Annotated in this window: 24 protein-coding genes; 7 read left to right on the top strand and 17 right to left on the bottom strand. The window is 42.1% G+C overall.

Translation table 11 applies throughout. The annotated features are described in order from the left end of the window. Window positions 1–110 precede the first annotated feature (110 nt). The 4 genes from rplS to rpsP form a co-directional block, all read right to left on the bottom strand. Window positions 111–530 carry a 50S ribosomal protein L19 gene (gene rplS, locus HCZ91_RS09090; RefSeq protein WP_165598205.1) on the bottom strand — a complete coding sequence of 140 codons (420 nt, stop codon included), beginning with the start codon at window positions 528–530 and terminating at the stop codon, window positions 111–113. 205 nt (window positions 531–735) lie between these two features. After that, on the bottom strand, window positions 736–1,500 hold the full coding sequence (gene trmD, locus HCZ91_RS09085; protein WP_179799114.1) for a tRNA (guanosine(37)-N1)-methyltransferase TrmD: 765 nt from the start codon (window positions 1,498–1,500) through the stop codon (window positions 736–738). Between the two features lie 77 nt (window positions 1,501–1,577). After that, window positions 1,578–2,111 carry a ribosome maturation factor RimM gene (gene rimM, locus HCZ91_RS09080; protein WP_101205950.1) on the bottom strand — a complete coding sequence of 178 codons (534 nt, stop codon included), beginning with the start codon at window positions 2,109–2,111 and terminating at the stop codon, window positions 1,578–1,580. Window positions 2,112–2,276: 165 nt separating this feature from the next. After that, the gene (gene rpsP / locus HCZ91_RS09075) at window positions 2,277–2,546 is read right to left on the bottom strand and encodes a 30S ribosomal protein S16 (protein WP_021812802.1); all 270 of its coding nucleotides are present in this window, start codon (window positions 2,544–2,546) and stop codon (window positions 2,277–2,279) included. Window positions 2,547–2,972: 426 nt separating this feature from the next. Here rpsP and HCZ91_RS09070 point away from each other — a divergent pair, with 426 nt between their 5' ends. Next, window positions 2,973–4,448 (top strand): ATP-binding protein, encoded by a 1,476-nt coding sequence (locus tag HCZ91_RS09070; protein ID WP_179799113.1) that lies wholly within the window; start codon window positions 2,973–2,975, stop codon window positions 4,446–4,448. A gap of 38 nt (window positions 4,449–4,486) precedes the next feature. On the opposite strand, the gene HCZ91_RS09065 is transcribed toward HCZ91_RS09070, so the two are convergent. The 13 genes from HCZ91_RS09065 to HCZ91_RS09005 form a co-directional block, all read right to left on the bottom strand. Then, on the bottom strand, window positions 4,487–4,666 hold the full coding sequence (locus tag HCZ91_RS09065; protein WP_179799112.1) for a hypothetical protein: 180 nt from the start codon (window positions 4,664–4,666) through the stop codon (window positions 4,487–4,489). A 243-nt stretch (window positions 4,667–4,909) separates the two neighbouring features. Then, complete coding sequence (locus HCZ91_RS09060; protein WP_179799111.1) at window positions 4,910–6,607, bottom strand: ATP-binding protein; 1,698 nt, start codon at window positions 6,605–6,607, stop codon at window positions 4,910–4,912. Between the two features lie 323 nt (window positions 6,608–6,930). Continuing rightward, entirely contained in the window at window positions 6,931–7,647 is a 717-nt protein-coding gene (locus HCZ91_RS09055; protein ID WP_057761994.1) for a response regulator, read from the bottom strand. Window positions 7,648–8,247: 600 nt separating this feature from the next. Continuing rightward, window positions 8,248–8,664, bottom strand: coding sequence for a F0F1 ATP synthase subunit epsilon (locus tag HCZ91_RS09050; RefSeq protein WP_179799110.1), 417 nt, complete (start codon window positions 8,662–8,664; stop codon window positions 8,248–8,250). A gap of 114 nt (window positions 8,665–8,778) precedes the next feature. After that, the gene (atpD, locus tag HCZ91_RS09045; protein ID WP_057761998.1) at window positions 8,779–10,212 is read right to left on the bottom strand and encodes a F0F1 ATP synthase subunit beta; all 1,434 of its coding nucleotides are present in this window, start codon (window positions 10,210–10,212) and stop codon (window positions 8,779–8,781) included. Between the two features lie 38 nt (window positions 10,213–10,250). Beyond that, window positions 10,251–11,132, bottom strand: coding sequence for a F0F1 ATP synthase subunit gamma (gene atpG, locus HCZ91_RS09040; RefSeq protein ID WP_101205955.1), 882 nt, complete (start codon window positions 11,130–11,132; stop codon window positions 10,251–10,253). Between the two features lie 216 nt (window positions 11,133–11,348). Continuing rightward, the gene (atpA, locus tag HCZ91_RS09035; RefSeq protein WP_057762002.1) at window positions 11,349–12,893 is read right to left on the bottom strand and encodes a F0F1 ATP synthase subunit alpha; all 1,545 of its coding nucleotides are present in this window, start codon (window positions 12,891–12,893) and stop codon (window positions 11,349–11,351) included. A gap of 93 nt (window positions 12,894–12,986) precedes the next feature. After that, window positions 12,987–13,610 carry a F0F1 ATP synthase subunit delta gene (locus HCZ91_RS09030; protein ID WP_057762004.1) on the bottom strand — a complete coding sequence of 208 codons (624 nt, stop codon included), beginning with the start codon at window positions 13,608–13,610 and terminating at the stop codon, window positions 12,987–12,989. Between the two features lie 13 nt (window positions 13,611–13,623). Continuing rightward, window positions 13,624–14,094: a F0F1 ATP synthase subunit B gene (locus tag HCZ91_RS09025; RefSeq protein ID WP_101205956.1), complete on the bottom strand. Its 471-nt coding sequence runs from the start codon at window positions 14,092–14,094 to the stop codon at window positions 13,624–13,626. A gap of 117 nt (window positions 14,095–14,211) precedes the next feature. Beyond that, the gene (gene atpE, locus HCZ91_RS09020; protein WP_010197960.1) at window positions 14,212–14,460 is read right to left on the bottom strand and encodes a F0F1 ATP synthase subunit C; all 249 of its coding nucleotides are present in this window, start codon (window positions 14,458–14,460) and stop codon (window positions 14,212–14,214) included. 33 nt (window positions 14,461–14,493) lie between these two features. Beyond that, window positions 14,494–15,360, bottom strand: a complete 867-nt coding sequence (gene atpB, locus HCZ91_RS09015; RefSeq protein WP_101205957.1) for a F0F1 ATP synthase subunit A — start codon at window positions 15,358–15,360, stop codon at window positions 14,494–14,496. A gap of 676 nt (window positions 15,361–16,036) precedes the next feature. Beyond that, window positions 16,037–16,435, bottom strand: a complete 399-nt coding sequence (locus tag HCZ91_RS09010) for an ATP synthase subunit I (RefSeq protein WP_102092097.1) — start codon at window positions 16,433–16,435, stop codon at window positions 16,037–16,039. Window positions 16,436–16,712: 277 nt separating this feature from the next. Beyond that, complete coding sequence (locus tag HCZ91_RS09005; protein ID WP_179799109.1) at window positions 16,713–17,606, bottom strand: zinc ABC transporter substrate-binding protein; 894 nt, start codon at window positions 17,604–17,606, stop codon at window positions 16,713–16,715. 209 nt (window positions 17,607–17,815) lie between these two features. Here HCZ91_RS09005 and HCZ91_RS09000 point away from each other — a divergent pair, with 209 nt between their 5' ends. The 6 genes from HCZ91_RS09000 (at window position 17,816) to gluQRS (ending at window position 23,498) form a co-directional block, all read left to right on the top strand. Then, complete coding sequence (locus HCZ91_RS09000) at window positions 17,816–18,394, top strand: transcriptional repressor (protein WP_165598211.1); 579 nt, start codon at window positions 17,816–17,818, stop codon at window positions 18,392–18,394. Window positions 18,395–18,466: 72 nt separating this feature from the next. Next, the gene (locus HCZ91_RS08995; protein WP_179799108.1) at window positions 18,467–19,264 is read left to right on the top strand and encodes a metal ABC transporter ATP-binding protein; all 798 of its coding nucleotides are present in this window, start codon (window positions 18,467–18,469) and stop codon (window positions 19,262–19,264) included. 113 nt (window positions 19,265–19,377) lie between these two features. Next, a complete protein-coding gene (locus HCZ91_RS08990; protein WP_101205961.1) occupies window positions 19,378–20,181 on the top strand; it encodes a metal ABC transporter permease in 804 nt (267 codons plus the stop codon). A 309-nt stretch (window positions 20,182–20,490) separates the two neighbouring features. Further along, the gene (locus HCZ91_RS08985) at window positions 20,491–21,330 is read left to right on the top strand and encodes a metallophosphoesterase (protein ID WP_160022077.1); all 840 of its coding nucleotides are present in this window, start codon (window positions 20,491–20,493) and stop codon (window positions 21,328–21,330) included. A 492-nt stretch (window positions 21,331–21,822) separates the two neighbouring features. Continuing rightward, window positions 21,823–22,260, top strand: a complete 438-nt coding sequence (gene dksA, locus HCZ91_RS08980) for an RNA polymerase-binding protein DksA (protein ID WP_179799107.1) — start codon at window positions 21,823–21,825, stop codon at window positions 22,258–22,260. 230 nt (window positions 22,261–22,490) lie between these two features. After that, entirely contained in the window at window positions 22,491–23,498 is a 1,008-nt protein-coding gene (gluQRS, locus tag HCZ91_RS08975; RefSeq protein ID WP_179799150.1) for a tRNA glutamyl-Q(34) synthetase GluQRS, read from the top strand. Window positions 23,499–23,505 lie beyond the last annotated feature (7 nt).

The raw sequence follows: 23,505 nt of genomic DNA, 5'->3' as shown, positions 1-23,505 counted from the left end.
TGGCCCGCTTATTTATAAATAAACCTATGAATAAGGGCTTGTATCTACTATTACCTTGTCTTGAGCCAATCCTAAAATTATAGGACTAATTCAAAACGGCAAACTTGTGCTTAGATACCAGGTGCAGTATCAACTGCATCAGGTACACCAGCGTCAGTTTTTTTCTGAGCTGGACGTGGCGCAAGTTTTTCGCGGATACGTGCTGATTTACCAGAACGCTCACGTAAGTAGTACAGTTTCGCACGGCGAACAGCACCGCGGCGTTTCACTTCAATACTATCGATGATTGGTGAATGCAACTGGAATGCACGCTCAACACCAACGCCGCTTGAGATTTTACGTACGGTAAACGCTGAGTTTAGACCGCGGTTACGCTTAGCAATTACAACGCCTTCAAAAGCCTGTAAACGCTCACGCTCACCTTCACGTACTTTTACTTGTACCACAACGGTATCGCCGGGTGCAAAGCTTGGGCGCTCAAGCAATTGAGCGTTTTCGATGACCTGAACCAATGGATGCTTGTTGCTCATGAGAGTTATCTCCTCACATTAGATAATAGAGGCTTAACGCATATCACCTGTTTGTAATAATTAATCGCATCTCTTTATAGTGAGACACAACGTAAATGGGTTATAACCAACGGCCACTATGTGATGACTCGTTTTATTATTGCTCAAAATTCTGTTTGTTAACTGTTTATCAAAACTAGTAACAATAAAGTTAGAGTTTAAAAACCTACTTTTTATCTGCCTTGGCCAATGCTTTCAACCACTTCGCTTGCTCTACCGTTGGGGTAAACGCTTGCCATAAGTCTGGACGACGCGTTTGCGTACGACTAACTTGCTGACTAAAACGCCACTTAGCGATATTGGCATGGTGACCTGAAAGTAATACCTCAGGAACCGTCATACCCGCAAACTCATGCGGCTTAGTATAGTGTGGACAGTCAAGCAAGCCATCGACAAAAGAGTCTTGCTCCGCTGACTTGTCATCACCCATGATATCGGGCAGACGACGTATCACACTATCCATCAGCACCATTGCTGGCAACTCGCCACCAGTCAACACGTAATCACCTAACGATACTTCCATATCGACATATTGTGATAGTAAACGCTCGTCAATACCTTCATAACGACCGCATAATAAAATCATGCCATCGTAATCAGTCATATTGACTACGCTACTCTCACTAAGCGTTTGCCCTTGCGGTGACATATAGATCACCGGACAGTGCTCACTATCGACACGGCAACCATGTTGACTGGCACGCAATCGTGCATCCTCAATGGCTTTCGATAATGGCTCAGCCATCATCACCATCCCAGGACCACCCCCATAAGGGCGCTCATCAATACGGCGATAGTTATCGGTGGTATAATCACGTGGATTAATGCATTCAATCGTAACTTGATCTTGAGTCACTGCTCGGCCCGTGATTCCAAATTCACGAATCGTGGCAAACATCTCAGGAAAAATACTAATTACGGCAAAATACATCTGATGTCTACTTGCGTTAAGGCTAAAACAATCGGTGTAAGTACTAATAATGTCTGACTAAAAAGCCAGAAACGCTATCAGTAATCACTTGGCCATGCCACAAGCACTGTTTTTTCAGTCATATTGACTTCTATCACAGTTTGCTTATGCCATGGAATCAGGCGTTCTTCATTGTCTAAACTGTCTGAATTTGCCGTTACACGCATGATGTCATGGGCACCGGTTTCAAACATTTCAGTGATATTACCTAGATACTCATCCTGCTCGTTCATCACGCGCAGACTGACCAAATCCGACCAATAATATTCGTCTTCAGCTGTTTCAGGTAGGACGTTTTGCTCGACCCAAACGGTAACACCGTTCATAGTCTCAGCAACATTACGATCAGGAATCTGCTCAAATTGAGCCACAATTCCTGTTCCTTGCTCACGCCAAGCCTTCACAGTCAAAGGTTTCATGCCAGTGGCAGTTTTCATCCACCACGGCTTCATGTCGAATATCGCTGTACGGTCATCCGTATCACTGAATACCCAAAGCCAGCCTTTAATGCCGTAAGGCTTCTTAAGCTGACCAATTTTCATAAGGGCACTAGCGTTTGGAACAGATGACATAGCAGCTAACCTAACAATGATTAAAACAGCAATTGCAAAAACAATTGCGTCAAAAGCGATAAACAGTTAATGGCGCACCCTGGTCAGACCAGTTACGCTATGTATTCTAAAGTCTACTGAGTCATGTCATAGTTTTGCTATGAACGTCTCAGTAACAACCAAAACTTAAGCAGTTGCTTCAGTTTGAGCTGCAGACTTGTTGTAAGCTTTTGCTAATGAAGCAACGCGATCTGAAGGTTGTGCACCTTTTGCGATCCACGCATTGTACGCTTCCATGTTTAGGCGTACTGCTTCTTCAGACTCTTTAGCGAGTGGGTTAAAAAAGCCGATGTTTTCAATATAGCGACCGTCACGCGCGCGGCGTTGATCAGCAACAACTACTTGATAAAATGGGCGTTTCTTGGCACCGCCCCGTGCTAAACGAATAACAACCATGTGAATTCTCTCTTTCGCAGGTATACCAAAAAGGGCATAATTATATCACAGTCTTTATTTGTTGAAAACATAAACTGTGCATATTTAATTATTTATTAACAATAGCTTAAATGACGACCTAAGTAAAATATAACTGATGATAATGGCTTATTTTTAAAGTTTTTCTTTAGATTCTATAAATTACTATCGTTCTTTCTGAAAAATAGACAATTGCTAAATACATTTATCCTTAAGCTCAACTTTATACCTATTCCAATAACTATCTGGCTCGCTCATCGATTGCATACTGTATCAGTACTATTTATTGGTTATGCTATTCTATGATATACCGCCATAAATTAACGCACATACTCGCCTTAAGACGACTATGTTTAGAAAACTACAGGCTATATCACACTAACTTTTATTTTACTCTGTTGGACACATATGATCTCTCCGAACCCAAAACCGCGTCGTAAAGGTTGGCTGCCACGCTCTTATTCCAACACTTGGCTAACGACCTTGATGGTTGCCTTTATCGTGCTTATCAGTGTGAGCTTGTCAATTTTGTTCTTTTGGCGCAGTCTGTATCTGCCAGAGTTAAAAAACCATGCACGCTATTTAACGAGTGAGTTGCAGCTGATTAATAGCGTTAATAAAGACTGGCAAGGTCGTCCCGAAGTACGCCAATGGATTTACCAGCACTCTCATGTCGTCGTGGTAAACAATCCGAGTGACTTTCCAGAAGTCGCTGACAAGCCATTCGTGAGCTTTTTTACGGACGTACTACAACGTGAAATCGGTGCACAGCTTGGTCGCCCTGTAGAAGTCTATTTTAAATTTAAGCCCACACCGCAGCTATGGGTACAAGATAGCCGTGATGACAGTTTTTGGGTGCGTGAACCTGTGGTTTACTATTCGCAGTATAGCCCGACGTTATTAGTGCTATTTTTGATTGGACTGCCTATCCTATCGCTACTCACAATTATTCTATTAGCCCGTCAATTAAATCGCCCGCTACGCTACCTACAACGGGCAGCTACTAACTATATTCGTCTCGGTCATGCAACCACACTGCCAACTCAGAAAGGCCCCACAGAAATACGTCAAGTTAATATGGCGTTTAACCGACTGTTCACGACCTTGAATCAGGCACAAAAAGAGCGAACAATAATGCTTGCCGGTATCTCACATGATTTGCGGACGCCGTTGACACGTATGCGCTTAACTGCAGAGATGCTACCAGATGATTTTTTCCGTGAAGGGCTGATTTACGATATTGAGGATATGGATGCTATTTTGGAGCAGTTCATCTCATTTATGAAAGACGGTTCTGATGAGCCAGTCAGCTTGACCAACCTAGACACTATATTTAATGAAGTCATGGTGCAGTTTGCACCGATGAAGTTTGTATATGAGTCAGAATGCGACAAGGTCGTTCCCGTACGTCCATTATCCATCAAGCGTCTGATTATCAACTTAGTCAATAATGCCAATCGTTATGGAAAACCACCAATTTATTTATCGTCAACGGTTGTACCGACATTTATAGAAACTGTCGAAGACGAAGATACCGATGTGGTCAGCGAAAATGTGGTGAACAAAGAAGCTCAAGAACAGCTAGTGATTTGTGTACGAGATTGCGGTGATGGTGTCGCTGACGATCAATTAGAGCGGATTATGCAACCGTTCGAACGTGGAGAGACGGCACGGACTACTCAAGGTAGCGGACTAGGTCTTGCGATTGTTGATCGTATTGCACGATTACATCACGGTACCGTCGAAGCCATCAACCACCCTGAAGGTGGGCTACAAGTATGCGTACGTATTCCCCTACTCTCTAAAGTCGCTGGAGATACTACGCTAGCGGCTGAAGTAGAAGATGTATCTGAGGTAGATAATACGGTGCCAAATTCAAAATAGCGATGAGACTTTAATTTGAATAAGCAAAGAGGTAAACGCTAGTCTTTGCTACCAATAGCCGGTGGAATATACTCAGCACTGTTAGTGAAAACTAGTGGCTGGGTAGTTTCAGCCTGAGCTATTTGTAGTGTTTGAGTCGTTGACGGCTGTTTTAAGAATAAATAATAGCCTAGCGTAATCGCATTCAACACTACCAAGCCACCAAATAAATACGGCATCCTATGCTCTCCTATGACATTGTCCAACTGTCTTAAAAATAGCGACAAGCGCGTCACCTAGCTATAAAGCGCTATCGTGTTATACCGTTAAGATGACGCTGATTGTCTTTAGTATCATGACTAATAATTATGGCCTAGCCTGATAATTTAGCCTGATAATTTAGCCTGATAATTTAGCCTGATAATTTAGCCTGATGATTTAGTCTGATAGCTTGCTCTTATAGCTTAGCCCTATAACTTGGTCTAATCTGACAACTTAGTATCGAAGTCGCGCTCGCTTTTCTCCTGCGTCAATTCATCAGCAGCAAGAATTTGCGTCAATGGTTTAATAGGCCACGTCATCACGAACCTTGCGCCACCTAACTCACGACTCTCATCTACCTTCATACTACCATTAAACCAAAATGCAATGCGCGATACAATAGACAAGCCTAGGCCATAGCCACCTGACGCGCGTGTACGGCTGTCATCTAAGCGTGAGAATGGAATAAACACTTTTTCGCGATCTGCTTCAGGAATACCATGTCCATCATCTTCGACACTGACGAAGGCATTGCCTTTTTTGACACCTGCACTAATGATAATGGTTGTTTCTGCATAGCGTAACGCATTACCTGCAAGGTTCTGAATCACACGGTGTAAGTAGCGTCTATCCGCAACTGCTGTGACTTTTGCATTTGGTAAACTGGTTACTATTTTGATAGATTTACCTAGCGCATTGGTTTCGCGCTCGATCTGCTCTAACAGCTCTCTTAAGTTTACTGGTTCTAAATCTAACTTTGGTGACCCTTCCTCAAGCTTAGCATAGGTCAAGATCTCATCAATCAAACCATTAAGCGATTCAATATCTTCATCAATATAGTCACGCTGCATAAAACGTGAGTCTTCGTCATCTGTATCAGCAAGCATATCTACGGCAAATCGAATACGAGCCACTGGCGTACGAAGCTCATGTGAAACCGCTCGGGTAAGCTCTCGCTGTGATTCAATCAAACGCTTAATATGCGAGGTCATGGAATTAAAAGTTGCTGACAAACGTGCTATTTCATCTTGACCAATAACCTGTACTTGAATATCAAGGTTACCTTGACTGACCTCATTCACACCTACCTGAATCAATTGCAGCTTACGCTCAAGCGGGAAGATGAGTGCATATACACCTAAGCTAATTAGGAACATACTGATAAGAATCATACTAATAATTAAGTTAAGCGGGAACCAGTTAAATAACGGTATAGGCCCAATTAAAATTGCCATATCATTGATTTCAGAGGGTACTATTACCCTAATAGCAGAGTTACTCGTACTACTGTTATTATCTTGCAGTGATATGACGACTTCATCACGACGCAGACGAGCCATCTGATCTGAATCTAACTCAAGCGTATTAACTGCTTTAAACGCTAAAGGAAAAGAAAACTTTTTCTCCAATTCAGCCAAACGTGCGCGCTTGTCCGACAGTGTCATGTGATAAGACAAATCATCTAACAGAAATACCGCGATTGCCCGTACTTGCTGCTCGGTAACCTGTGAGATTCTCGCTGTTAATACACTCTTATTATCCGGCAAGCGATAATAAACATCTGCATATACAGGCTGGTTGAAATAACGTACAACGGTATTATCATTTTTAAAACGGCGTAGCTCACTGGCGCTAAAATCTACTTCATCAATAGGCAAGACTTTAAAAGTAGTACCAAACAAACTACTCGCATCTGATAACCAATATTCACGCTCTTCTTCGCTATTTTGGTGAGAGATGCCTTCACTCACCAAATGAAACGCGCCCTTTGCCATATTTTCACGATAGGACTGGACACGCTCCTTATTGATGGTATCCATCAATAACTGCGCAAACAATGCCACACACAAGCAGACTATAAGTAGCCCAGCATAGATACGAACAAAAATACTGTGTTTTAAAGAAGAGACTAATGACATACGTGCCGTGACCAATTTAATAAATAGAGATTGCCAATCTCATCAAACATATAGATAGTGCTATGTGTTTGATGATATCGAACATGATCGAATAGAGATAGACTTTGACTTTTAATTACCACATTTTAATTCATATGCAGCAATCATCCAAAGACTTATATGTATGACATATATTTAGTCAGCGTCTATAATAATGAGTTAATTAAACCACATAACACTGCATTTAAGTTTAAAAATTAAAATTTAGCCACAAAAAAACCAGCATCGTTGCTGGTTTTTTCGAATAGTGATTAATAATTAATCAACCTATAGAAGCAACAATATTAGTTGCCTTCTTTTACGAATAGATAGCCTTTACTACGTACGGTCTTAATACGCTTTGGATTTTCTGGATCATCACCGATTTTTGGACGAATACGTGAGATACGTACGTCAATTGAACGATCTTGACCATCATACTCAATACCGCGTAGACGCTCAAAGATATCTTCACGAGATAGGATACGACCTGCATTAGAAGCAAGTAACCATAGTAGATCATATTCAGCACTGGTGAAATCAACCAACTCATCACCTAGGTTAACTGAACGACCACCGTTATCAATTACTAACTCGCCAAACTCTAGACGTTGTGGCACGTCTTCTGATGGTGCATTTTCTGAGCGGCGCAGTAGCGCACGAATACGGGCAAGCAATACACGTGGCTGAGCAGGCTTGGCAACATAGTCGTCAGCACCCATCTCAAGACCCAATACCTGATCCATGTCTTCAGTACGTGCAGTCAACATCAAAATTGGATTTTGATAGTGCGGACGAACTTCACGGCATACGGTCAAACCATCGCTACCAGGTAGCATGACATCAAGTACAACCATATCTGGTTGCTCATTGACGATACGGCGAATAGCACGATTACCATCAGTTTCAATTGCCACTTCTAAACCATTTTTGACCAAGTAATCTTGAGTCAACATGGCCAGACGCTCATCATCTTCAACAATCAAGATTCGGGGGGTATTGTCTTCTTCATTCGTTGTCATTGTTATATCCTCTAATACATCTAATTTAAAAGCAGTAAAAGTAAGAGCGGTAAAATTAATAGCACCATATAGTGGCACAATTGATGTTCGTATAGCTGTTACAAACTTGGTAGCACAGTATACTATTAAATTATCAGCTTCCTATACTATAGCTGATAGTCGGTAACAAAACCTATAAACTACCCCTATCAAAACTTTAGTTTGCGTCCAAAAATTACGTCAATTACTTCGTTAGTACATTGCAATTTGGATTATCTATCGTTTGCTTATTATCCAAACCATCGAGCCAACATTATCGCGTACAGTTACTGCTCATTACTTATAATACGTTATGTCTAATATAACCATATATTACCGTTGTCGCCAGTGTCTTTTTAAGAAAATTCCAATAGGCGATGATTCATTGATAATAAAAGATTTTTCCTGAGAATAGAGTGAACTGCCATAAATACTATCCAAGTAATAACCGTGTGTATTTACCCCAGAACCGTTAATTTCATAATGAATAGACATAAAAAAACAGCCCAGATAATGGACTGTTTTTTTATTATTACTTTTAGCGATAACTCTAAATGATTAGCTAGAGCTATCAGTAATAAACTATGCGCGGTTTTTGTACTTACGAATAGTCTGTAATTGTCCTACTGATTCTGCAAGTGAGGCCAACGCCGCATTAGTCTGTACCGTGTCAGATTGATTGACCAGCATTTGCTCAGCTTTTTTGCGTGCTTCAACGATTTTGCTTTCGTCAAGATTGTGTGCACGCATGGCTGTATCAGCCAATACCGTAACCATCTTAGGCTGTACTTCTAGTACGCCACCTGAGACGTAAATTACTTCTTCTTCACCGTTTGGTGTTTGCACTCGCATTGCACCTGGCTTTAGCAAAGTAATAAGCGGTGTGTGACCTGGCAATACACCAATCTCGCCTTCGGTACCAGTAGCTATTAACATGCTAATTTCGCCTGAATACAACTCTTCACGAGCACTTACGACGCGACATTGTAACGTTGCCATACTTAATTCCTTACCATCAAAGCGCGATCAAAAAACAGTAAAACTGCGATGCGTTACTGAAGAGTAGATACAAGGTTTATATTATATCTACTCGTTAGCTTATGCTCATACAACTTACGCTGACTTAGACTTCATTTTTTCAGCTTTAGCGACTACTTCATCGATGCTACCAGCCATGTAGAACGCTTGCTCTGGTAGGTCATCGTATTCACCAGCGATGATTGCTTTAAAGCTAGCAATGGTATCGCGTAGTGGTACGTATTTACCAGGTGCACCAGTGAAGACTTCGGCTACGTGGAATGGCTGAGACAAGAAGCGCTGAATCTTACGAGCACGATAAACAACCAGTTTATCTTCTTCTGATAACTCATCCATACCCAAGATAGCGATGATGTCTTTAAGCTCTTTATAACGCTGTAGAACTTCCTGAACACCACGAGCAACATTATAATGATCTTCGCCGATTACTTGTGGATCTAGCTGACGTGATGTTGAATCCAATGGATCAACCGCAGGATAGATACCTTGTGATGCGATATCACGGCTTAGTACAACTGTTGCATCCAAGTGAGCAAACGTTGTAGCAGGTGATGGATCGGTCAAATCATCCGCAGGTACGTATACCGCCTGAACTGAAGTGATAGAGCCTGACTGGGTTGACGTAATACGTTCTTGTAGTAAACCCATCTCTTCAGCTAGTGTTGGCTGATAACCAACCGCTGATGGCATACGACCAAGTAGTGCTGATACTTCTGTACCCGCTAGTGTATAACGGTAGATGTTATCAACAAACAATAGGACGTCACGACCTTTGCCAGTAACAGGATCTTTGGTATCACGGAAGTACTCAGCCATGGTCAAACCAGACAGTGCAACACGTAAACGGTTACCCGGTGGCTCATTCATCTGGCCATACACCATTGCTACTTTAGACTTACTGAAGTCTTCAGTGTTTACAACGCCAGCTTCCTGCATTTCGTGATAGAAATCGTTACCTTCACGAGTACGCTCACCAACACCAGCAAATACTGACAAACCTTCATGTTTTAGAGCGATGTTGTTAATCAGCTCCATCATGTTAACGGTTTTACCAACACCAGCACCGCCAAACAGACCAACTTTACCACCTTTAGCAAACGGGCAAAGTAGATCGATAACTTTAATACCAGTCTCTAGTAGCTCAGTACTGTTCGACTGATCCGCGTAGCTTGGCGCTTCACGGTGGATAGACCATTTTTCGTCAGCAACAACAGGACCTTCTTCATCGATAGGACGACCAAGAACATCCATGATGCGACCTAGCGTACCAGTACCTACAGGCACAGAGATAGGTGCGCCAGTATTAGTAACAGGTAGGTTACGCTTTAAACCTTCGGTTGAACCCATTGCAATAGTACGTACAATACCGTCACCCAGCTGTTGCTGTACTTCTAGGGTAGTTTCGGTACCGTCTACTTGCAAGGCATCAAAAATTTGAGGAACTTCATTACGGTTGAACTCAACGTCAAGAACCGCGCCAATAATCTGTACAATACGACCGCTACTCATTGCGTTCTCCTTGAACTTCTATATATAGGTGTAGTCAATTATGAAACAGCAGCAGCACCGCCAACGATTTCCGAGATTTCTCGGGTAATCGCCGCTTGACGCAGCTTGTTATAAACCAACTGTAAATCGTTAATAAGGTCACCAGCATTATCTGTTGCCGCTTTCATCGCAACCATACGTGAAGACTGCTCAGAGGCAATATTTTCCATTACCGCTTGATAAACAATCGACTCAATATAGCGACCAAGCAATTCATCAATTAACGTCTTGATGTCAGGCTCGTAGATATAATCCCAGCTAAGTTCTGTCTGTAGACCACTGTCTTCATCATCAAATGACTGCTCTGGTAGAGGAACCAACTGATTAACCGTTGGTTTCTGAGTCATTGCATTGACGAATCGGTTATAGACTACATAAATACGGTCAATATTGCCGTTATTATAGTCTTCAAGCATCGCTTGAACCGGTGCATTCAATTGTTCAAACGTTGGTTTATCGCCATAATCGGTCACAGCCGACGTAACTTTACCACCAAAGTTTTTGAAGAAACTCACACCTTTGGCACCGATGACTGCAAACTCAGCCTGTACAGACTGATCTTGATAATCTTGGATACTTTTAGTTAGGGCTTTGAATAAGTTAATATTCAAACCACCCGCTAGGCCACGGTCAGAGGTAATGACAATATAGCCAACCTTATTGACTGGACGCGATACCATATACGGATGTTTATAGTCTGATGAGGCATGCACCAAATGTGAAATAACCCGGCGCATACTATCAGCATACGGGCGACCCACGTCCATGCGCTCTTGCGCACGGCGCATTTTACTTGCCGCTACCATTTGCATAGCACGAGTAATTTTCTGGGTGCTTTTAATACTGGTGACTTTGGCACGTATCTCTTTTAAGCTTGCCATAATGATTCCAATATAAGAGGGTTAAAAAGCATTGGCGCATGCGACAATCGTTTGATATACAACATCAGTCCTACAGAATAACATTTTATATCTTGTGGCATTACGCGATCTAATACCGATAATGGTTAAAACAGTGGCGCAAATATCTAGTCAGACAACGCGCCACTTTATCAGCTCTAAGCTACAGTTATAACCAATTCGGCTTAACCCGTTAAATTAATAACTGTGATTTTGTTTAAAGGTCTCTAGAGATGACTTTAAACGACCTGCGATATCATCATTGTAGTTCGCAGTGTCATCAATCTCACGCATCAATTCACTTTGCTCATCATGCATATAACGTAGGTACGCTTCTTCGAAAGAACCAATCTTTTCGACAGGTACGTCAGCTAAGAAGCCTTCGTTTGAAGCATAGATAACGGCTGCTTGCTCAGAGATTGACATCGGCTGATACTGCTTCTGCTTCATCAATTCAGTCACACGCTCACCATGATCAAGCTGTTCGCGAGTTGCGTCATCAAGATCTGATGCGAACTGAGCAAATGCTGCTAGTTCACGATATTGAGCTAGAGCGGTACGAATACCACCAGATAGCTTTTTGATGATCTTAGTCTGAGCGGCACCACCAACACGAGATACCGAGATACCAGCGTTTACTGCTGGACGGATACCTGAGGCGAATAAACTAGACTCTAGGAAGATCTGACCATCAGTGATCGAAATCACGTTGGTTGGTACGAATGCAGATACATCACCAGCTTGTGTTTCAATGATTGGTAGTGCGGTTAAAGAACCAGTTTTACCTTTCACTTCACCGTTAGTGAATTTTTCTACATAATCAGCATTTACACGTGATGCACGCTCAAGTAGGCGTGAGTGTAAATAGAATACGTCACCAGGATAAGCTTCACGACCTGGCGGACGACGTAATAGTAGTGAAATCTGACGATAAGCAACTGCTTGCTTTGATAAGTCATCAAATACAATCAGTGCATCTTCGCCGCGGTCACGGAAGTATTCGCCCATCGTACAACCTGAGTACGGTGCGATATACTGAAGTGCTGCAGGCTCTGATGCTGAAGCAACCACAACAGTGGTATATTCTAGTGCACCAGTTTGCTCAAGCTTACGTACGACGTTAGCGATAGTCGAACGTTTCTGTCCGATAGCCACGTATACACATTTAATGCCTGACGCTTTCTGTGCGATGATCGCATCGATAGCCATCGCTGTTTTACCAGTCTGACGGTCACCAATGATAAGCTCACGCTGACCACGACCGATTGGAATCATGGTATCAACGGCTTTATAACCAGTCATTACTGGTTGATCTACTGATTGACGATCGATAACGCCTGGAGCGATCTTTTCGACTTTATCAGTCATTTTGGCATCGATAGGACCTTTGCCATCAATAGGATTACCCAAAGCATCAACAACACGGCCTAACAGCTCAGGACCTACTGGTACTTCAAGAATACGACCAGTACAATAGGCTTTTTGACCTTCTTGCAGCTTTAGGTAATCACCAAGTACTACCGCGCCAACAGAATCACGCTCTAAGTTTAGAGCCATTCCGTAGATTTCGCCTTCAAACTCAATCATTTCGCCGTACATGGCATCTTCAAGACCATGAATCTGCACGATACCGTCAGATACTTTGACAATCGTGCCTTCATTCTTTGCAGTTGCACCCGCATCAAGGTCTTGAATACGCTGCTTAATCAGGTTACTGATTTCCGCTGGATTCAATTGTTGCATTGCCTTGTTTCCTTTAATTTATGATAACCCGCCCACTGACTTAATTGCTCTTATAATCATACAGTCAATATTTGACTGTATTGATGATTGGCATTAGGCAGTTAGCTGTGTTTTTAACTGTTGTAACTTGCCGCGCATCGAATCATCAATGACTTTGTCACCGACTTTGATTGTAGCGCCTGCCAATAGACTTGGATCAACTGATTCGTGAATCACTACACTAGCATTTAGCGAGGCAGCAAGACGCGTTTGTAGCGTTTGACGCTGTTCATCAGTCAATGGGTAGGCAGAGGTCACATATGCGTCAAGCTGCTTTAAGCTTATTGCCTTGTGACGGCGATAATGCTCATAAACTTCAGGAAGCAGCGCCAGACGCTCTTGTTCTGATAACTGTTTAACGAAGTTACTAAGTGCTACTGATACTTTTGGATAGCTTACGTTACTGTCAAGGCTAGTCCCTTGAGCTTCGCTTAATAACTGCTTAAAAGCAGAATCATTAGCGCTAGCTACTTGCGTATCATAAAGATCGACCAAAGCAGCTGACTTATGCTCAGCAGAAACAGCTGGATTGTCTAGCCAAGTACTGAACGACTTGTCATTGACAACAGTGCTAGCAACAAGTAAGAAGTTTTCCCACTCGTTGACTGCGCCGTTTTCGTTGGCATAGTCAAACGCGGCTTTAGCGTACGGTCGTGCTAAGGTTGATAAGTCAGCCATTATATCCTCACAATTACAGCTTCGCCGCCAGTTGGTCTAACATACTGGCATGTTTTTGCACATCGACTTTGTCTTGCAAAATCTTCTCTGCACCAAGTACAGCCAGTTCAGCAACTTGGGCACGCAATGATTCACGCGCTTGATTGATTTCTTGATCGATAGATGCTTGCGCTTGTTGACGAATGCGCTCGCCTTCCGCTTGGGCTTGCGATTTTGCATCTTCGACGAGCTGATTGGCACTCTTGTTCGCTTGCTCGATTAGAGCGGCAGCCTTGGTCTTTGCAAGATCAAGTTCCTGCTGGACATTTTGCTCCGCGGTCGCCAAATCTGCTTTTGCTTTTTCTGCGGCATTCAGACCTTCAGCAATTTTACGCTGACGCTCATTGATGGCACCGATAAGTGGTGGCCACACGAATTTCATGCAAAAAATCACAAATATTGCAAAAGCAATGGCTTGACCGACGAGGGTAAAATTGATATTCACGTGATCACCTCTTTGTTAATGAAAAATCAGTTTCATTGATCATGTTTGGTAGTCAAATCTTGACTATATTTGATAGAAAGTCTCCGAATACCAAACATTTACAACTGAGCTTTCGGATTAACCTGCTAGAGGGTTAGCGAACAACAATAGCATAGCAATACCAACACCGATCATCGGAATAGCATCAAGAAGACCTGCTACGATGAACATACGAGTTTGCAATTGTGAGCCAAGCTCTGGTTGACGCGCAACGCCTTCTAAGAATTTTCCACCTAGAATAGCAAAACCAATACCTGTGCCAAGTGCGCCAAGACCGATAAGTAGTGCTACTGCGATAACTGTGTAACCACCTAATACTGGATCCATTGATGTATCCTCATTTACCTATTGAATGTCTAATTAATGTTCAGTTGATGATGCAAGCGACATGTAAACTATCGTCAGCATCATGAATACGAACGCTTGAAGTGTAATAACTAAGATGTGGAAGATAGCCCACGGTACCGATAACGCCCATTGAATCCAAAACGGCATTAGAGCAATCAGTATGAAAATCAATTCCCCAGCATACATGTTGCCGAATAGACGCAAACCAAGTGATACAGGTTTGGCTATTAGAGTAACTGCTTCTAGGATGAAGTTGATGGGAATCAAAATCGCTTGTACGATTGGGTTTTTGGCGCCAAACGGATGTAGTGTTAACTCACCGATAAAGCCGCCCAAACCTTTTTCTTTAATGCTATAAAAGATAATCAGTGCAAAGACAGAGAACGACATGCCAAGCGTGATGTTAGGATCAGTCGTTGGAACGATCTTAAAGAAAACATGATGTGGATCATGGCCCATAGCGGCACCGATTTGCCCAGCAATACCTGGAATGAAATCAACAGGTATTAGATCCATCAAGTTCATCAAAAAGATCCAGACAAAAATGGTCAACGCCAATGGCGCAATCAATTTTGATGTACCACTGTATGAATCACGAACGTTGTTATCAACAAACTCAACGATCATCTCAACTGCTGCCTGAGTTTTTCCTGGCACGCCTGAAGTGACTTTTTTGGCAACCATCCAAAAGACGGCGCAAAATAAGATACCTAGACCAATCGACCATAGCATAGAATCAAGATGGATAGCGTTAAAGCCCATTGCCCCTGCTTCTTCAGCAGTATGAGCAACTTTCCAACCTTCGCCCGGCAGATAGCCATACGTCCAATTCGTTAAGTGGTGAGAGATATATTCTGATGATGTTTGCTCGGATGCCATAATGTAAGCTTCTTATTAATCAACGATTTAATCAACTACCAAAAATATGGTTGTCATCTGATGAGGTGTAGTATGGATATCTATCTTGCTATTAAGCAAATAAATAAACCTTACTAAAACACTCATGTAACCAACAACATCCAACCCATAGTTCTATTACTAATATGCAGTATTTGATAGCGTGAGATAAATTTTAGCTATCAAAAAAGGGCTTATGATAACTCAGTAATAGCCCTTGCATTTTTATACGCAAAATTATTATATATGTGCTTGCCCACTGACCGTTTTTTACGATCGGCGCTTAATGTAGCGCTTATAAGCAAAATATTTAGCCGCCTATATTAATGCAGCGTTGTATTCGTGTAAAGTCAATTGTGATTTTTTTATCCACTGTATGAATAAGTTAGCCACCAGTTTTACTTGCTAATATAACCACTAACCATAATTAGATATCAGTAATCTAATTATCAGCGATACAGATAGTTGAATAACCCCTACCCTCTCACTGCATACTACGTCTAACATTGAGACTCATAGTGCGGTCTTTATAATCACTGGTGCTATCCTAAGACAGCGTTGTGCTTCGACTTTTCGAACTAGTCATAGAGAAGCTGGACGGCAGGGTGACTTGCCAGTACTATTAATAAACCATCTGTTTAGCGATCATTTATTAGCGCTAGCGTATATGCCACAACATCCAACTGTGACTAATTTGCATTACCATAAAACCGATAAACAGCGCTGGCGCAGATAGGGGTTGTACGGTAATAAAAATTAGTGCAAAACCAAACACGGTCAATAACCATTTTGACATTTGACCCCGATATAGCTGGCTAACGATGTGTTGGCGCGCGCGATATCCGGTGTACCAAAAAATAAAAAACGCAAATACTGCTTGAGTGATAAAACTTAGTAGCGCACCAATTGCAGTGCTTTTTGCTATCGTAAGCTCACTATGTAACCAAATAGTATCTACTAACCAAGCAATGATAATAAGGATAAATAGTATCCATGCTTGTCGTTTAATATAGATGCCAATCTTGTCTTTTTGCGTGCGTTTGGCAGGCTTGGTCATCGGTATTCCTATAGCCCTTACAGCATTGGGACAATATATCATACTTATGATAATTTTATCCGTGAATGACTTACTCTACAGGCATTACCTTTCGGCCAAAATAAAACGCTACTTATTATAGGTAGAGCGTAACTATTAAGCAAGTAAAATATGACTTTTATCAGTCACCTAACGCATTTTGCTAAGATTATTATATTATTTGGTCTGTAATAAATGCTTGAAGCGAAGCTATACAACCAACTCAAACAATCCTAGCAAATTGCTGTTTTTGGCTACATTACGAGATGCATTGATATATCTGTTTGGCCATATTCTGCCAACCGCTAATAAAATCATCGCTACTACTCATATCTTCTGGCTGTACCGTACTCTTCACTGGTTGTAGCTTCGCAAGTAAGCCTTTTGCTGGCTCACTTGGACTGACCAAACACATTTGCTTGGCTGGGCGTTGCTCATTCAACCAACGGAGTTGGCTTGCTTTGGGTGATAGATGATGATCCACGCTAAGGCTACCAACGAGCGTTAAGTGTAAGCTGTCTTCGATATATTGATACGCATCATGATAAGCCCAATAAGGTCGTGTTTTGGAGGCACTTTGAATAGAGCGTTGCTCCAATGCAGTAACTTCTTTGTCTAGTTGCTGTGCAAATTTTTTCGCGTTGGCTTGGTATAGGTCTTTATATTGTGGATTTGCATGACTATGAATCACAGCCAATGCACGGGTAATGGCTTTTGCATTTTCAGGATCTAACCAAATATGTGGATCTAGTGTACCCGCGATAGCGTCGCCCTTTACATCACGTAATGGATGTCGATTGAATGCATCGAACTCAAATAAAGCAATGGCATTTGGGGCTGTTTTCAGGCTCGCTGCCAGATTGTTTTCTAGCGGCTCACCGAACCATACCACGAACTTACTGTCTTTGATTGCCTTGATATCACCAGGGCTGATACTACCATGATGTCCCACCTCCCCCGCTTGCAATAGTCGATTGGCTGATGGCGCGCCTTCTGTTACTGCTTCACTTAACAAGAATAGGGGATAATTGCTAACACTGACCGTTGCAGCTTGTGCATTCAGTGTGAAAGACCCTAGGACTATCAATCCTGTCATTAGCAAGCGCTGTAATGTGATAAGCGAACGTACGGAGTAAGTAAAAACAGCGTTCATAGTAAGCTCTTTTATTGTTAGATAGCATTGTTGGATAACGAACGTATGAGTAATAGTGTCTTGCCCCACTCCTTTAAAAGGGTAGATATACAAGACTACTATAAGACAATTAACTCATTTCTTATTTTAGTATGTTATACTATAACAATAAAAAACGCTATCATAAAAAACGTCATGCGATTACCATGCTATTTTTAGGAGCTTGTACCATGTCTATTACTTCATCGATCTGCGAACATTTGCATGATGTGCAAGATCTGACTCCGCATGATGTTCATGAACGCTTAGCAGCAGCTAAAGAGCATTGCCGTCTAAATGGCGCGCGCTTTACGCCTTTGCGTCAGCAGATATACCAATTAGTCTTAGAGGCAGATCAGCCCGTTGGCGCTTATGACCTAATCACTCAGTTGCAGCAAATGCGGTTGTCTATACCTAATGATAGTAATATTCAAAAAGTAGCGAGTTCACCAACAGTGTCGGTAGAAACTAAGATAACCAAAAAACGCACGCCGAAAAATGTCGCGCCGCCAACGGTTTATCGCAGTTTAGAATTTTTGCTAAGTGAAGGGTTGATTCATCAATTAACCTCTATTAATGCTTATGTTCCTTGCTGTCATCCTCGCGCCCAGCATACAGCCGCATTTTTGATCTGCGATCAGTGTCAACGGGTGCAAGAATGCAGCAGCCTGCCCGTTCAGGAAATGATGAGCTTTGCCGAGCAAGATGTAGGGTTTGTGGTTGAGCGTAGTGTCATTGAGCTTAGCGGTCGTTGCCAAGCTTGTCAGTAAGGCTACTGTGGTTCGTGTAAACGTTTTAAGCATGATTCGTCGATTGTCTATTTAACTATGCGTTGTCATATTATGAATATCTCTACCCTACCTTCTAATCAGTTAAATACTACTGTTGCGAATAGCAGTACTGTGAGTAATGCTGACAAATTATTGAGCTTAAACAATATCAGTTACTATATTGGGCCTCAACGTCTGCTCTCTCACATCGATATTGACATTGCTGTTAATGAGACGGTCAGTCTTATCGGTCCCAATGGCGCTGGTAAATCAACACTAGTCAAACTCATCTTAGGTTTGATTGAGTCAACTGATGGCTCTATGACAGCACATAAGCCGCTACAGCTTGGTTATGTACCGCAGCGATTTGCTGTGCCACCGATATTACCACTGCGTGTCTGCGACTTGTTGGGGCAAGCAGATAAAAAACGTTTAACCTCTGAGCAGCGACAGTTTATCTTTGATAACTTATCATTAACGCATTTACTGTCACGGCAGATGTTGCATTTATCAGGTGGTGAGACGCAGCGCGTGTTGCTAGCTAGAGCGCTACTAGACAAACCTAACTTGCTTATTTTAGATGAGCCGATGCAAGGTCTCGATCCCGATACTGAAGTTTGGCTATATCAGTTTATTGATGAGCTGCCTGATTTCTTACGTTGCGCCATGCTAGTGGTGTCTCATGATTTGCACTGGGTCATGAAAGGCAGCCGCCGCGTCATTTGTTTGAATAAGCATATTTGCTGTGAAGGACAACCAAGCGAGCTGGCCATTAGTACTGAATTTCAAAAGCTATTTGGTCATCATTATGAGCAGCCATACGTGCATCAGCCTCATGCCTGTGAACACCATGCGCCAAGCGAGTTATAGCGTTAGTAATCAAGGCTCAAAATCGCCAAAATCCAGCTCATTAAAGCCAAAAATATTGAACATATAAATAATACGGCTCTACTCTTTTATAAAAAATTTTACGGACATTCATTATGACTGCTTGGTTAGCCATCATTGCGCCTGCTTGGATCGCTGGCAGTATATTAGCGTTATTATCAGCGCCGTTAGGCTGCTTGGTGTTGTGGCGGCGCATGGCATTCTTCGCCGATGCCTTAGCTCATGGCACGTTGTTAGGTGTGGCGTTGGCTGTCTGGTGGCAATTGCCAATGGGTATCGGCATTGCATTGGTCAGTGTCATGGTCGTACTGGGACTGGTCTTGATTGATGATGAGCGTCTGCCAGTTGATGCTGTATTGGCAGTCGTGTCAGTGTCCCTCTTGTGCCTAGGCTTGCTGGCCTTGACCCAATTGACTGACCAACAGGCCAATGTGCTCGGGTTTTTATTCGGCAATTTGCTAGATCTTGATTGGGCAGATTTGCCTTTGCTTGCTGGTAGCGTATTAGCTGGCTTGGGACTGCTTATTTATATTTGGCCCGCGCAAATCAAGCTGGCAACGCATGAAGCATTGGCACGTATTCAAGGTATCAACCCAACACGGCAACGGCTGTTTTTTATGGGTGTACTGGCAGGGTTTTGTGCGATTGCTCTACAGGCAGTTGGCAGTCTATTAATCAGCGGATTATTAGTGCTACCTGCACTGACCGCACGTCTATGGTCGGCATCGCCAAAACAAATGGTGATTATAGCGTTGATAATCGCTCAACTGGGTGTGACACTTGGTGTGTGGGGCAGTATTTGGCTAGATATTCAAACGGGTCTTTCTATCGTCTTGATATTAGCGGCTTTATTTTTTACTGCACTCATTTTTTCAAAGTTAATAAAGATAAAACTTTAGTTAGCGTCGCTGTAAATACGTTATAATAAATAAAACATGACTGTTTTTCGCTATCTTTTTGTTCGACTTTATTTTATTAATATAATGAATACTTTAGTTCAATATTACTATAAGTTGGCTCTAACTTCGATATTACTAGTTGATAGTATAAATATCATTGATTCGAGTCAAAGTAAGCTCAAGGCAAACGCTGTGCTCTTTTATAGTAGATTGATAATAATTATAAATACCCAGTGAAAAATAGTAGCTCATTTATCCATACTCGCGCTAACAATACTTATTGTTGTGATTCGATAAGGGACTGAACCAATGCCAAACTATCCTGCCAATAAGTTAAGCACCTCTGACCAAACGATAAATATTTTACAGATTACTGATTTGCATTTATCGACGCCTGTCTTTGTTGATGAAAGTAACACCTATAGTGATGACGTAACTTGTCAGCGTAGTTTTGAAGCCGTGCTTCAGCAGGCGCTTAGTGAAGATATTCGCTGTGATTTGATTATTGTGACCGGTGACTTGGTCAATCGAGTAAAGTCTTCAATTTACGATCATATCTTTACTGTATTACAAGCGACTCAGATTCCTTTTGCTTGTATTGCTGGTAATCATGATGTGACGGACGAGAATGGTAAAGACTTGCCATTTTTTCAGCGAGAGCTTGTCGCTCAGCCTGCTGACTCACGTTTGTTAAGTCGTCATGTCATTGAGACTGACTTCTGGCAGCTGTTGTTATTAGACTCATCCATTTCTGGTAAGGTCGCAGGCGAGATTACGCCTACTGATATTAATTGGTTATGTGAGAGACTCAGTACCTGTAATAAGCCTGCATTAATCGCCCTACACCATCATATTGTTCCAGTTGACTCTGACTGGATTGATACCCATATGGCAGAAAACACTGAGAGCTTTTGGGAGCATATGGCACCATTTGAACAGCTACAAGTGGTGATCAGTGGGCATACTCACCAAGAGCAAGTTCGACTGCGCCAAGGCGTCACGGTGTATAGCACGCCATCTACCTGCTATCAGTTCAAACCCTATGAAGATGATTTCTCTTATGATGAGCATGCATTACCAGGATATCGCTGGTTGCAATTAGCCAACAATGGAACAGTTGCAAGCTGGGTTGAAAGACTGGATACTTGATGCCCAGAATTATTGGTACTAGTAAAAGCTATAGCCCTTTGTACTTATAGCTTTCGTCAATAATTCCTAATCAAAAATGCAGTGATGAACAAATAAAATATGAATTCAATATAAAAAATCACTTCATTATTATTACAAACAATGATACAACTTATGAAATAAAGCAAGGGTGGCCCAATATCTGATATGAAGCCACTGCAAGATAGCTAGGATGGCCCATTAACCACAAGCTCAGTTTTCACAATCAATGACCTACGGCATGCTTTAGACAGTATTATTCAAACCGAAGTTTGTATAACAACCTATCTAACAATCGGTATATAACTGTCAGGATATAAAGTTTACGATATTATTTGATCAGCTGTGTTACTTGTATTACCAAGTGGTGAAACGTTTGATAAAAGGACAAATTGTAGCGTTTGTAGCATTAATAACGTCTTGTCTTTTGATACGTCGTTTTATTGAATTAATTTGAAAAAGTAGGATACCCATATGAGCACCCTGACCACGAATCCGAGTGAAGTTAAATTTACTCCTTATGTGCCGGCCAAAGACGAAGAGTATATGTCTGATGCGCAGTTGGAGCACTTTAAGGCTATTTTATTGGATTGGAAAAACCAACTGGTTGGCGAAGCGGATCGTACCAAAAACTACATCCAAGATGAGTCAAGCGCCATGCCAGACATCAATGACCGTGCCACTCAAGAGGAAGAGTTTGCATTGGCATTACGTACTCGCGACCGTGAGCGCAAACTTATCCGCAAAATCGACAAATCTATGTTAGAAATCGAAAATGATGACTATGGATTTTGTGAGACTTGTGGTGTAGAGATTGGATTACGTCGCCTTGAAGCACGTCCAACCGCAACTCAATGTATCGACTGCAAAACCTTATCTGAAATCAAAGAACGTCAAAACCAAGGCGCTTAGATCAGATATTACAGATATAAATGTAAGCAGAAGCGACCTTATAATAGGTCGCTTTTTGTATTTTAGACTGTCACTATTTTGCTGCATTACTAATTTTGCTCTGAAAAACACAATCGCTTGAATAATGACATGACTAACAAAACAATCTCATTTAATGAATATCTTTTGATACTTATATTTATTATTCTATCTTTATTACCTCTTATAGACAGCCATTTATTTTGAAAACAATGCCTACAGCCATACCGACTCAAACGCCACCATCACAGCCCATTGGTCGCTTTGCGCCTTCACCAACGGGTGAATTGCATCTTGGCTCTCTAACCACCGCGCTTGCCAGCTTTTGCCATATCAAATCAATCGGTGGTAAGTGGCTGTTGCGTATGGAAGATACCGATACTGAACGCTGTGATAGACAGTTCACTGAGCAAATTTTGATGGATCTGGAGGCACTTGGATTACATTGGGATGGTGATGTTGTTTATCAGTCTGAGCGCATTGATATCTACAACGATTATCTATCATCATACCTGCGACCATTGACCTATGGCTGCAAATGTTCTCGTAAAGACTTAGAACAGTACTGGGCGCAAGAAGAGATAAGTAGAAACCATAGTCGTGCTAGCTTAGCTGCGCTGACCGACCAGACATCGTTAGACGAACAAGTTTCATCAATTGACCAAGTACAGCCAAATCGGCAGCGCTATCCACGTCGCTGTGTGGCATCTGACCTTGATAGACAGCAACATAAGCTACGTATTCAGCTACCAGACTATCGGATTGGCTTCAATGACGGTATTCAGGGATTGCAGTGGGATAATCCGCAGCAGACGTTAGGCGATATGGTGGCTCGCCGCCAAGATGGTATGATTAATTACATACTGGCAGCCAGTCTCGATGATGGTCTACAGCAGGTTACTCATATCATGCGTGGCCTTGATATTCTACCTATGACGACCGCGCAAATCGGCATTATGCAAGCCGCGCGCCTACCTACTATTGACCAATGGTCTCATCTGCCATTGATTAATAATGCTGACGGCCAAAAACTCTCTAAGCAAAACCTTGCTCAACCAATTGACACATCAGACCCGAGTCAACTTATTGCTGAAGCCCTATCACTACTACAGCAAGCAAAGGTCGATATCGATACCCCAGAAAACATGCTTAAACAAGCCATTACGCAATGGGACAATACCCCACTACAAGGCAAGCAACAGTTAAACTTGTCCTATTAATAAGAGT

This window comes from Psychrobacter sp. BI730 (assembly GCF_013414195.1).
Taxonomy (GTDB): domain Bacteria; phylum Pseudomonadota; class Gammaproteobacteria; order Pseudomonadales; family Moraxellaceae; genus Psychrobacter.
Note: the sequence above shows the minus strand (reverse complement) of the source record. Positions and strands in the feature narration are given on the sequence as shown.